Origin of the sequence: Nostoc cf. edaphicum LEGE 07299, assembly GCF_015207245.1 — a bacterium.
Taxonomy (GTDB): Bacteria; Cyanobacteriota; Cyanobacteriia; order Cyanobacteriales; family Nostocaceae; genus Nostoc; species Nostoc edaphicum_B.
The window spans coordinates 1-12,595 of record NZ_JADEXF010000015.1; the positions used below are offsets into that span (position 1 = coordinate 1).

Below are 12,595 nucleotides of genomic sequence, written 5' to 3' on the forward strand. Positions count from 1 at the left end.
GAAATGGTTTCATGATTAAGACCTCTTGCAAAATTTCGTTATTTTAGCGCGTGAAGGGACTTTTGCAAGAGATTTGTTTGCTAAAAACAAAATATGTCAGACATTCAATTCGAGATTAAGGATAGTTAGAATTATTGTCAGTAAAAGGTCAATACCTTTGCCAATTTACGAGGATTCAAAACCTGTACTTATTTAGTTGATCGTTACTATGCACTACTACCCACGGTCAAATTACTGATTAATTGAGGGGTGTTATGTCAGGAATAACTCAAAATTGGCGGTTTTGGTATAGTTCTCTAATTTTGACGGGTATATTTATTGTTTCTTTGCAAGGGCGTGTTTTTGCTCAATCTCAATTTACCTCGATTAGCGGGATTGACAACGATTTGATTGAAGACAATGGCTCTCCTAACTTGTTTTTTCTCAACCCGAATGAAATTATTTTTGGGCCAAGCTGCTACAGTCCAGGTTATGCTCAAAGCAAGTTTGTTATTCTCGGACGCGGCGGTTTACCATCCAATCCTAAAGATATTCTCAACCCTGATGCAATACAAATAGATTGGGTATCTCTTAAACCCAGTAACAAGAAGCGTTCCCTACTACCTGTCAGGATTAAACCAACTATTTACATTCCTAAACGTATTGTTGAGGCCACAGGAGTGACGCTAAATGCCTTTGGACAAATAGTTTTTAGTGCTAATCCAACCACTCTTACTCCTTATACTTCCAGGCAAAAGCCTATGCAGTGTTATGGTAGCTAAAGTTACTCATGCTTTTGCCATGTCTTGTTTGCTGATGTTGTTTAACAGCATCACAACTACACCCGGTAAGGCGCAGTTACCTCAAAATAATTCTCCCTCGCTTGGGTTACTTGGGCGAGTGCAGGATATCCAGCCACCAACCAAAACACAATCAATACCACCGTCTCCAGCACCGCAACTACCCCCTCCATCTCAATTACTCCAACCAGAGCAAAGGCTACCCACACTAGAGCAACCACTCCCCGAAATTCCCCACACTTTCACTGTTAAACAGTTTGAAGTCGTTGGTAGTACGGTTTTTAGCCAAAAAAAGTTGAATGAGGTACTTAAGGACTTTATCAACAAGCCGATTACTTTTACACAATTATTAGAAGCTCGTTCCAAAATTACCGAATTGTACAATCAAAAGAGATACATTACTTCTGAAGCTTATATTCCTGAACAAACTTTCACAGATGGTGTTGTCCGAATCCAGGTAATCGAAGGCAAATTAGAGGATATCCAAGTCACTGGTACTAGGCGACTTAACCCAAATTATATTCGCAGTCGTATAGCTAATGGTGCATCCACCCCTTTGAATCAAAAACGCCTATTACAGTCCCTGCAACTATTGCAGCTTAATCCTTTAATTAAAAGCTTGTCTGCTGAACTGTTTGCTGGCTCACGAACCGATACTAGTTTACTGGCCATCAAGGTAACTGAGGCAGATACATTCAATACAAAAATAGTACTGGACAATCGTCCTCCCCCTGATTCTGGTAGCTTTCGTCGCCAACTGCAAGTTAAGGAATCCAATTTACTGGGAATTGGAGATAGTATATCGTTAGCATACAGCAATACTGATGGCAGTAATGCTATAGATGCCAGTTACAGCTTACCCCTCAATCCCCACAATGGCACTCTCACCTTCCGCTATGGCAATAGACCAGCCAATATTATTGAATATCCTTTTAATTTCCTAGATATTGAATCAACCCCCCAACGTTACGAACTCACATTCCGCCAGCCACTACTCCAAACTCCTAACCAAGAATTCGCTCTTGGAATCACTGCTTATCATAGAGAAAGTAAAATTTCCTCTTCTATTCTAGAAGAATATGGTATTCCCCTTTCTGAACTCTCATCAGAAGCTGATGCCCAAGGACGCACCAGAGTATCTGCCCTGCGATTCTTTCAAGAATGGATTTCCCGTAATAGCCAAGAAGTAATTTTCGCTCGTTCTCAATTTAGTTTGGGAATTGATGCATTCAATGCCACAATCAATGATACCGCTCCTGATAGCCGTTTTTTCGCTTGGCGAGGCCAAGCACAATGGGTACGCCTATTAGCTCCTGATACCCTACTTTTGATTCGTGGCGATGTGCAACTAGCTTCCACAACACTTTTAACTTCAGAAAAATTTCGTTTAGGTGGTGTAAATAGTGTTCGGCGATTCCGTCAAGATTTGTTGTCGAGAGATAATGGCGCTCTTGCTTCTGCCGAATTACGACTACCAATTTTACGTGTGCGTTCCTGGAAGGGAGTTCTACAAGTGACTCCTTTTGTTGATGTTGGTAGTGCTTGGAGTAATTCCTTCAATAGATATGAAAATAATATTAACACTCTAGCTGCTGTTGGTTTGGGTTTGCGGTGGTTACAAGGTAATAATTTTACTGCTGCTGTTGAGTGGGGTATTCCTTTAGTTTCTGTTGATACTTCAGGTAATACATGGCAAGAAAATGGTTTGTATTTTTTTGTACAATATAATTTATTTTAATTTCAAAAGTTAAAATTTAGGCTAATAACCCAAGCGCGTTAGAGGAAGAAAAACCGCCTGTGGTAGCAGATTCGGATATCGATGATACTACGATACAATCAATTTAACCACCTCTACTGCCTGCGATCGTGGTCAACACGTCTCCACAACATTCGACTCCAACTGATTCTACCTCCGACATTCCGCCTCTTGAGAGTGGCGATCGCCTCATTCGTCCAGAGTTTGAGCGTCGCTATAATGCCATGCCCAACCTTAAGAAAGCTGAATTAATTGAAGGAGTCGTTTACGTGGGATCACCTTTGCGCTTTGAACCACACGCCGAACCGCATGGTAATTTAATGATTTGGCTGGGAAATTATAAAGTAGCCACATTTGGTGTCAGATTGGGCGATAATCCAACTGTGCGGCTAGATTTAGATAATGAACCCCAACCTGATGCCATTTTGTTAATCGATGCAGCGTGTGGCGGATCATCTCATCTAAGTACTGATGGATACGTGGAAGGTGCGCCAGAATTAGTAGCAGAAGTTGCCGCCAGCAGTGCTAGCAAAGATTTGTATGATAAAAAACGTGCCTATCGTCGCAATGGCATTCAGGAATATATTGTTTGGCAGGTTTTCGATAGCACTGTTAGTTGGTTCAGCTTGCAAAATGGTGAATACGTAGCACTGATCCCAAATGGGTTAGGGATAATTCAAAGTCAAGTTTTTCCAGGATTGTGGCTTGATGTATCAGCATTAGTTGCAGGAAATATGCAACAAGTTTTGACAGTGTTGCAGAAAGGGCTAAGTTCAGTAGAGCATCAAATGTTTATTCAGCAGATAAGTATTTAAAACCCTTTTAGAGACGCAAAATTGCATTTCGTGCTATTCGTCTAAAGTCTGATTCCTCAAATTAAGAATAAATCCTCTCGAAGCTAGTTGAGCAAGTTTTTTGGTTGCGTTATTCTCAGTATTGGCAGTAAATGTGCTTTTGTTGCCTACGCTGCTATGCTAGTGAAATCGTTACATTAATGCTTGAACACAATATTATTGTCATTGGAACATCAGCAGGTGGAGTTGAAGCGCTGACTTATCTAGTCAAGCATTTGCCGTCCAACCTCAATGCTGCTGTGATTATAGTTCTTCATGTATCCAGTCAGGGCACAAGTGTTCTGCCAAAAATCTTAAGTCGCGCTAGTAACTTGCCAGTGTCTCACGCTCAGGACGGCGAAGCTATTGTTCATGGTCGGATTTATGTGGCTTTGCCTAACTACCACTTACTGGTAGAACGAGGATATTTGCGTTTGACGCGGGGAGCAAAAGAAAACCGTTGTCGTCCCGCGATCGATCCATTGTTTCGCAGTGCAGCACGAGCCTATGGGCAACAAGTGATTGCTGTGCTACTAACAGGTTTCCTTGACGACGGCACGGCGGGACTAATGGCTGTAAAAATGCGGCGCGGCGTGGCAATTGTTCAAAATCCCGACGATGCTTTGTATGCTGATATGCCACGTAATGCGATCAAGAACGTAGAGGATATTGACCATATCCTGCCACTTTCAGATATTCCTTCTATTTTAGTAGCTTTAGTTAATACGCCAATGGAAGTACAACCAGAAAACCCGGTACCTAGCAAGATGGAGTTTGAAACTGAAATAGCGCAATTGAGTTTGGAAGCAGTAGAAAACGAAAGCGAACGACCTGGTAAACCATCAACCTTTGGCTGTCCTGACTGCGGCGGTATGCTCTGGGAAATCGAAGAGGGAAATTTGTTGCGCTTCCGGTGCCGCACGGGTCATGCTTATTCAGCAGAAACTTTGCTGGCCACGCAGTCTGATAAGGTAGAGGATGCACTATGGATCGCTTTGAGGGCATTGGAAGAGAAAGCTTCTTTATCACATCGTATGGCTGCAAGGATGGAGGCTCGCAATCAAACCTTGGCGGCACAAAGATTCAAAGAGGAGGCGCACTCTGCCAGAGAGCGCTCCGCCATTATTCGAGAAGTACTTTTGAAGGTCGATCCAAACACAGGTGTTGATTGAAGGTTAAACCTAATTATTTTCAGGAATGGGATGGTTTATACCACAATACGCTTGGGTTAAGGCTAAAACTCTTTGTCAAAGTCAACTTTTTTAACGTAGACGCAAAGCGGCTTGCCGAAGGCTACCGCAGAGGCGCAGAGGAAACAGAGAGAAGAGAAAAAATGCTTAACTGATTTAGATTTTGGATTTTAGATTTTGGATTGGGAATTGTCTTGGTACGTCTGGCTTGGTGTGAATCCATCTATCGCAATCATTTTTCAAATTGGCATTAGTTTACTGTGTGCAAGTGCCACCACAGCTTGAACTAACTCTTCTGGATCGAGGGGCTTGGTAAGGTGCAGTTGATAGCCACTGCTTATCACTAGTTGGGAATCCTCAACTCTGGCATAAGCAGTCAAAGCGATCGCGGGAATCTTTCCCCCTTTTTCGGGAGTTAAAGCGCGAATCTGTTGAATCAGAGAATAGCCATCGACTTTGGGCATCCCAATATCACTGACTAAGACATCGGGTTGAAATGACTCCAAGTTTGCCAATACTTCCGTCGCAGAGGCAACAGTCAGCACTTTTGCTCCGTATTCAGTAAGCAATACTGTTACTAGCTCACGAGCATCGGGGTCATCATCAACTGCGAGAACTCGAATCCCCGTGAGTTCGAGTGCTGGTTGTGGCAACTCATCTATCTGCTTGATTTCAGGTTCAACATTCAGTAGTGGCAACTGGACTGTAAAGGTGGCTCCTAAGCCTTCACCAGGACTTACAGCTGTGATGGTGCCGCCGTGCGCCTCAACCAACTGTCGGACGATCGCTAACCCCAATCCTAACCCGCCATACTTGCGAGTAATTGAGACATCTTCTTGACGGAATGATTCAAAAATATACGGGAGAAAATCTGGGTTAATGCCCTTACCAGTGTCACTAACAATAATCTGTGCCAGATCGTCAACTCGCTCTAATCTGGTTTCTACCCGTCCACCTTTGGGAGTAAACTTGATCGCGTTGGAAAGTAAATTCCAAACGATCTGTTGAAGGCGGTTGGAATCTCCAGAGACTTGCCCAATATTCGGCAGTACTGAATGCAACACAATTGATTTGGAAAGGGCTGCTGTATTTACTGTGTCGAGCGCAGATTCAATCACAAATGGCAAATTCACAGGAGCCGCATCAATGCTGAGTTTGCCCCGCAGAATTTTGGCTACATCGAGCAAGTCATCAATCAGTTGAGTTTGTAGTTTGGCGTTGCGTTCGATGGTAGCTAAAGCTTCAGCCGTTTTCGTTGCACTAAATTTGCGGGTTTGCAGCAGTTTTGTCCAGCCGAGGATCGGGTTGAGAGGCGATCGCAATTCATGGGAGAGAATGGCCAGAAACTCATCTTTGATCCGATTGGCGCGTTCGGCTTCGGCTCTGGCAGCTTGTTCTAGTTGAAATAGGCGATCGCGTTCGATTTCAGCTTGTTTGCGAGCGGTGATATCCTGCACGTTGCCTACCATCCGTACCGCATTGCCCGCAGCATCATAGAAAACCTGACCTCTAGACGCTAACCAGCGAATGCCATCAGGATGTATAATGCGGTAATCATCTTCATAGTACTCTTGCTGTTGCTGGATGGTGTGACTCACCGCTTCATTGGCTGAGGTGTGATCGTCTGGGTGCAGGCAGCTTAACCACAGTTCATAAGTGATTTCCTTTGTGGTTGGGTCAAGCCCAAACAGATTAATGTACTCTTCAGATACATGAACTCTGTTGCGAGTAATGTCCCAGTCCCATAATCCCGATTGCGTAGCTTTGTACGCCAATTTCAACCGGGCTTCGCTCTCCTGCAACAGGAGTTCTATCTTTTTGCGATCGGTGATGTCTCGTGAAATCAACAAGATTCGTTCCAGCTGCCCAGAGCCATCCAAGATCGGGCTAACGACCACTTCCCACCATTTCGGAGTGCCTTTTGCAGTTGGGCAGTATCCGCGAAAAATGCTGACTTTGCCTGTTTTAGTGGCAGCGAGTGCCTCCTCTGCCTGTCGCCGAGAACTGCCTGCCCAGAAACCGAGCCATTCAGTATTGAGATAGGAATTTAAGTCATCAATTTCCATCAAACACAGTCCACCTGTGTTCATGTACAGCAGCCGCCCATCGAGGCTTAATACCTTGATGCAGTCAGGACTGCTGTCTAAAATGCGGTTTTTAAATTCTTCACTCTGGCGCAGGGCAATTTCTGTTTGTTGGCGAACAGTGATATCTCGCCAAGTGGCAACAAATCCATCTCCACATTTAGCCACGCGGATATCAAAGGCTCTAACTAAGCGTTGTTTTCCGTACTCATCTTCATAAATTAAACTGTCTTTAATGAGCGGCTGTCCTGTTTCTACTACCTGGCAGTATTCATCAAACAATCCACTTTCACGATGCCCTGGTAGTAATTCACACAACCCACGCCCAATCTGCTGCTCATAAGTCATTTCATTGTTGAAACAAGCCGCACTATTGACATATTCAGTCACAAAATCAACAATCTGTCCCTGCTCATTCCGTACAGCTTGGTAGATGCCAAAGCAGTCCAGCATATTTTCAACTGAGGTGCGGAAGCGTTCTTCACTGTTTCGCAGGGCTTGCTCTACCTGTTTGCGTTCGCTGATGTCTTCGGCAATACCTGCAAACCGATAAATCTCTCCTGTTTCATCTCGAAGTGGAAAGCAGCGATCGTGAACCCAGCGAATACTACCATTGGGTAAAATAATCCGATATTCCTCATCAAATTTCCCGGCGACAGCTTTTTCATGAAACGCTCTATCTATTGCTTCTCGATCCTCTGGGTGGATGCGATCGCCCCATGCTTGTTGTCCTTGATACAATTCCTGCGGGTTCAATCCCCACAATCGTTTATATGCAGGACTGACATAACTGACTCGATTTTCCAACACTTCTCTGATCCAGAACACCGCATCAATATTTTCTGCAAGTTGCCGAAAACGTTCCTCACTCTCGCGCAGAGTTTCGGCTGACTGTTTGCGTTCGGTGATATCTAGATCGATACCAGCCATCTGAATTGGTTGCCCGTCTTGGTCATAGAATACCTTACCCTGGCTGAGTGCCCACCGAATCGTGCCGTTGGGATATACTACCCGAAATTCAATGTCATAGTCTTCTCCGGTGGCGACAGCACGATTGACGGCTGCCAGCACACGATCGCGATCTTTAGGGTGGACTCGCGCGGCAAACATCTCGAATGAACCGTCAAATTCTCCTGGTTCCAGTCCAAACAAGGCTTCCAGGTTATCCGACCAGGAAATTTTTCCCGTTTGGATGTTCCAGTTCCACGTTCCCATCCGAGAGGCTGATAGTGCCAATCGCAGCCGTTCTTGGCTCTGGCGTAGTTCTACTTCTACCTGTTGGCGTTCTTTTAGTTCGCGCTGTGCCTGCTGATACAGTTCTGCCTGTCGTAAAGCGATACTCATCTGAGTTGCCAACTCTTTAAGCAAGTCAATTTCTAAGGGCTGCCAAAACCGAGGGGAGGTGCAATGATGAGCAATTAGCAATCCCCAAAACTGGTTATCTTGCAGAATTGGTACAACCAGATGAGCTTTGATTTGAAACTGCGTCAACAATTCACCGTGGCATGGGTCAATACTGCTATCGTGAATATTTGATACTGCCGTTACTTGCCCCTGATAATAGCGTTCGATATAATTTTTGATAAAGGCGGGATCGTACCTGACAGGTTGAAGTCGATTCGAGGCGATGTAGCTCTCAGCCAAACAAGGATCGTAGATAGTAGACGAGAGCAGCGATCGCCACTCTGCCCCAACCGATTCTGCTATTACTGTGCCATTACCATCAGGTTTTAACTGAAAAACCAAGACGCGATCGGTGTGCAGAAATTCTCGCACTTCGGCTACAGTTGTCTGAAGAATTTCATCCAGATTTAGCGATTGGTGAATTTTTTGGGTAATATGTGAGACTACGCGCTCTCGTTCAATACGCTGTTGTAGTTGGGTGCGTAGCTGCACTGTTTCAATTGCTCCATTTACCGCTATTTGCAGCCCTTCTGGAGTAATTTGCCCTTTGACAAGATAATCTTGTGCGCCCGCTTTGATCGCCTTAACTGCGATCGCCTCATTGCCCTGCCCAGTGACGACAATCACGGGTAGGCAAGGCTGTTGCATTGAGGGTTGCAATTGTGCCAGAAATTCTAGTCCGTCTAGGTCGGGCAATCGATAATCAAGCAATACTACATCGGGCTGATGTTGCTGCCAAAGTTCTAGCCCTTGTTGTCCCAGCGTTGCTTCTAGGATAGTGTACGAATATTCGCGATCGCGCAGTAAATACCGCCGATAGAGTTCTCGATCTTCTGGGGAATCATCGACAATTAAGAGAGCGCGCTGTTGCTGAGACATTGTGAATTAATTAATCAAGTAGATGTTAACCCACATTCCGCAGGTTGACATAGAAAATTGACATTTTTCAAGAAATGGTCAAACCCTTATGATGCCAGGATTTTAGCATATTTGATAGATTTATTGGTTCGCTTTTTACATCTGCTTTGCGGGCGAATCATCGACAATTAAAAGTAGTGGCTTTTCCGGGATCGGGGAGGCTGAAATTTGAGTCATGTATTTGCCTCCGCCGACAGGGTAAAATAAAACGTACTACCAACAGTTGGTGTAGATTCCACCCAAATTCTACCACCATGACGTTCCACAATTTTGCGGGCAATGGTTAACCCTACGCCAGTCCCACCACCAAAGTCATCCCGTCCATGTAAGCGGCGGAAGATTTGAAAGATTTTGTCGAGATGTTCTTGGGGGATGTCAATACCGTTATCACGAACGTAGAAAGTTACAGAAGTGGGAGCAACTTTGCTTTCCCCATTTCCTTCAATAAAACCAATTTCGACCCATTTCTCAGGTTTATCATTGTACTTAATAGCGTTGCTAATCAGGTTGCTGAACAGTTCATTGATCTGAGCGCGATCGCATTGAACGCTCTCAAAATCCTCTGCGAGACATTGTTGAATCAGTTGAATATACTTAGTATTGAGTAAATCTGACAGCGGCTTGCCCAGCAATTCATCAGGTTGACGACCAACAACTTCTTGACTGTTACTGCTCACCTGAAGGATTTCCAGCGTGGGATCTTGCAAAACCAGTAAAATCCCGTGAGGCTAGATCGAACTGGGAATGTGAATTGGTTCGCGATCGCAGTTTGTCAAATCAATGATTTCATCAGTCATTCTCTGTTTATCCAACTCCTCATTAGAACTCTGGCTTCAAGGAGGCAGAAACTCTTTCTGTCTGAGATTTTGAGTCCTGCATTTTATACCTGACTTAAAAGCAAACTCCTGTATTCACACTAGCCTAGACTCAAACTGGAGTCTCCAGATGCTACTCTTGGCTTAATGTTTCAATCAACAAATCTACCTGCTGTTGTCGCTGCTGCAAAAAACCTTCGCACTGACGCAAATACTCCACAGCAGTTGCAAATTGGTCAAACACAGCTTCCAATTCCAACTCACCCGCCTCAATGCGAGTAATAATTCCCTCTATTTCAGCAACCTTCGCCTCATAATTCCAACCTTCCTCAGAACTAGAAGCACCCTTACGTTTAACCATTAATCTCTCTGCGTCCTCTGCGCCTCTGCGGTTCGTTCACTTCCATAACCTTCACTTTAACCCCACCTTGCCCCAACTGAATCATTAACTCCTCCCCCACAGCCAACTCCGTTGCCGAACGAGCGATCGCTCCATCTTCTCTTCTCACCACCGCATAACCACGCTGTAAAACCGCTTTCGGGTCAAGACTAGCCAACTTCTGCCGCAATAATTCTAAATGCTGCGTTGCTTGCTGCGATCGCCCCGTCGTAATTTGCACCAAATGCTGACGCTTCCAAGCAAGCTTTTCCACTTCCTGCTGCACTTGCCGATCTAACCGCAAACGTCGCAAACGATTGCGCAATACTTGCAGTTTATTCTCAGCATTTTCTCTAAAGTCATGCACTGCCTCATGTAAAGCCACAACTCGCTGCCGATGTTCAGTATACAATTCTGAAAGTGCTGATACAACCATTTCTGCTGCCGCAGTCGGTGTATGCACACATACATCTGCAACTAAATCTGCTAAAGATTCATCTCGTTGATGGCCGATACCAGTAATTACAGGAATAGAACAACTAGCCAACGATCGCACCACTCGTTCATCATTAAAGCAAGCTAATTCTTCCACCGCGCCACCACCCCGCGATAAAATTAGCACTTCGGCGCGTCCATCTCTTTCCACACGCTCAATTGCCTTAACGATAGATTCTGGCGCTTGATCGCCTTGTACTGTCGCCGGAGAAAACAAAACGTGTAAACCTGGATACCTTTGCTTGAGAGTTTTTTGAATATCACCCCAAGCAGCCGCAGTTGGTGAAGTGACGACAGCGATCGTTTGGGGATGAGTGGGGAGCGATCGCTTTCTTTGCGCGTCGAATAACCCTTCAGCCAGCAAGCGATTTTTGAGTTGTTGATAGCGTAACGCCTGTAAACCAACACCAGCAGGTAGAGTTTGCCAAACTGATAACTGATACTCTCCCCGTTGCGGATAGACGCGAATGGTGCCCAAAATGATTATTTGTTCGCCAGGAACAGGCATTTGGGCGAGTTTTGGCAATTGGCTATTCCATACTACACACTTAATTCCGGCGGTGCGATCGGGATCTTGCAGCGTGAAAAATAAACCGCTGCGATGGTTGTTAGCACTGGAAACTTCGCCAGTTACCCAAACTTGCCGCAATTGTTCATCTTGCTCTAACAGCAAGCGGATATAGTCAGTTAATCCAGAAACTGAAAGTGCAGTATCGAGAATCAGAGAGTCGGGAAAGTCGAGAGTCATCAAAGATGCCTGAAAGCATTAGTGCTGGAGCGATTCTAGCATTTTTAATGAAACCCGAAGTTGAACCGAGTAAACGCTTCAATCTTTTGTAGATATCATCATCATTGCGCTTACCGACTAAAATCACTTCTATTAAATCGCGATCGGGAAAATACCTGTAAATAATTCGATATTCACCACTATCAACTCGATATAAACCCTGATAACCAGATAGCTGCTCACTATCAGCGGGTAAAGGCTCAACATTCAAAGCCAAAACCTTTTTTGCAATCTGTGCTGCTATTTTAGGCTGTAAACCGTTCAGAAAATCAAGAACAGTTGCTAGACCATCAAGCTTCGCCATTAGCTAAATGCTCTAATGCAGATGTAAAAGCCTCTGTACCAATCATTTTGGAGTGACTCAGAGCAACTTCAGCAGCTTGACCGAAAACCATATCCTCTAATTCTTCCAGCCGATTCATTAATTTTTGGTAGCTCTCGGCTGAAATAATCACGTGGCTAGGCCGTGATTGCTTAGTTAGTAGAACTGGCTCAGTAGCAGCCTTGTCAAAAACCTCACCGTGTTTGTTACGAGCATCTGTGAGAGTGTAGGTCTGCATAGCAATTTTGACTATTTTAGACATTTTGACTATATTTTAGCAGATAACTCTTCTGAACTCAATTCTGGCTCAAGATAATACAGTGTTCATTATTGAATGTTAGATTTCCCAGCACACATCAAAGCAATAGATGATTACACTATTTGGTTTAATCTTTGCAGAGACTGGAGTAACTGGCTAGGGCGTGCCATTTTCACAGCAAGATAAAGATTTGGATAGCGAACAAATATATAGTGTTCATATTTATACCAATGCATTTCACCCTTTTCTTTGTTACAAACCTGGCAAATGACCCATAAATTCCTGAATTCCATTGATAACCAAGGATACTGTGACCGAGGTAGCTTGTGATCTATCGTCTTGCCACCTTTGTCAGAGTAGTGAGATCCACAAATTGGACAATACCAGTTAGAATTTTCTCTTACCCAATCTTTGCTTTCTTGAGTTGTTCCACACTCAAAATCACCATTAATATACCGCCAATAATCGAATTTCCTATAAGTTTCAAAATCTTCATGAGTTAGCCTGTGATATCGCTTGTTGCCGATTGTGTCCGCAAGCTCAAATAATTCTTTAAGTTCTTTATCTTCAATAT

At 44.3% G+C, this 12,595-nt stretch carries 9 protein-coding genes and 3 pseudogenes; 4 read left to right on the forward strand and 8 right to left on the reverse strand.

Features of this window, described 5'->3' with window-relative positions:
• Positions 1-254 precede the first annotated feature (254 nt).
• The 4 genes from IQ229_RS00885 to IQ229_RS00900 all read left to right on the forward strand — a co-directional run bounded on the left by IQ229_RS00885 (position 255) and on the right by IQ229_RS00900 (position 4,540).
• Positions 255-761 carry a hypothetical protein gene (locus IQ229_RS00885; protein WP_194040447.1) on the forward strand — a complete coding sequence of 169 codons (507 nt, stop codon included), beginning with the start codon at positions 255-257 and terminating at the stop codon, positions 759-761.
• On the forward strand, positions 751-2,517 hold the full coding sequence (locus IQ229_RS00890; RefSeq protein ID WP_194040449.1) for a ShlB/FhaC/HecB family hemolysin secretion/activation protein: 1,767 nt from the start codon (positions 751-753) through the stop codon (positions 2,515-2,517). Before IQ229_RS00885 ends, IQ229_RS00890 begins: the two co-directional genes overlap by 11 nt.
• 128 nt (positions 2,518-2,645) lie before the next feature.
• Positions 2,646-3,350, forward strand: coding sequence for a Uma2 family endonuclease (locus tag IQ229_RS00895; protein WP_194040451.1), 705 nt, complete (start codon positions 2,646-2,648; stop codon positions 3,348-3,350).
• 179 nt (positions 3,351-3,529) lie between these two features.
• A complete protein-coding gene (locus IQ229_RS00900) occupies positions 3,530-4,540 on the forward strand; it encodes a chemotaxis protein CheB (protein ID WP_194040453.1) in 1,011 nt (336 codons plus the stop codon).
• Between the two features lie 257 nt (positions 4,541-4,797).
• On the opposite strand, the gene IQ229_RS00905 is transcribed toward IQ229_RS00900, so the two are convergent.
• From IQ229_RS00905 to IQ229_RS00935, 8 genes and pseudogenes are all read right to left on the reverse strand, one after another.
• The gene (locus IQ229_RS00905; RefSeq protein ID WP_194040455.1) at positions 4,798-8,925 is read right to left on the reverse strand and encodes a PAS domain-containing protein; all 4,128 of its coding nucleotides are present in this window, start codon (positions 8,923-8,925) and stop codon (positions 4,798-4,800) included.
• Positions 8,926-9,137: 212 nt separating this feature from the next.
• Positions 9,138-9,509 (reverse strand): annotated as a pseudogene (locus IQ229_RS00910) (sensor histidine kinase); the annotation flags it as partial.
• 21 nt (positions 9,510-9,530) lie between these two features.
• Positions 9,531-9,683, reverse strand: a pseudogene (locus tag IQ229_RS23610) (hypothetical protein); the annotation flags it as partial.
• Positions 9,684-9,912: 229 nt separating this feature from the next.
• Positions 9,913-10,140 carry an exodeoxyribonuclease VII small subunit gene (gene xseB, locus IQ229_RS00915; RefSeq protein ID WP_099102361.1) on the reverse strand — a complete coding sequence of 76 codons (228 nt, stop codon included), beginning with the start codon at positions 10,138-10,140 and terminating at the stop codon, positions 9,913-9,915.
• Positions 10,133-11,401: an exodeoxyribonuclease VII large subunit gene (gene xseA / locus IQ229_RS00920; protein WP_194040456.1), complete on the reverse strand. Its 1,269-nt coding sequence runs from the start codon at positions 11,399-11,401 to the stop codon at positions 10,133-10,135. Before xseA ends, xseB begins: the two co-directional genes overlap by 8 nt.
• Positions 11,402-11,465: 64 nt before the next feature.
• A pseudogene (locus tag IQ229_RS00925) lies at positions 11,466-11,744 on the reverse strand (type II toxin-antitoxin system RelE family toxin); the annotation flags it as partial.
• A complete protein-coding gene (locus IQ229_RS00930) occupies positions 11,731-12,024 on the reverse strand; it encodes a type II toxin-antitoxin system Phd/YefM family antitoxin (protein WP_228012949.1) in 294 nt (97 codons plus the stop codon). The pseudogene IQ229_RS00925 and the gene IQ229_RS00930, both read right to left, overlap by 14 nt.
• Positions 12,025-12,134: 110 nt before the next feature.
• Positions 12,135-12,593 (reverse strand): HNH endonuclease, encoded by a 459-nt coding sequence (locus IQ229_RS00935; RefSeq protein WP_194040458.1) that lies wholly within the window; start codon positions 12,591-12,593, stop codon positions 12,135-12,137.
• Between the last annotated feature and the right edge of the window lie 2 nt (positions 12,594-12,595).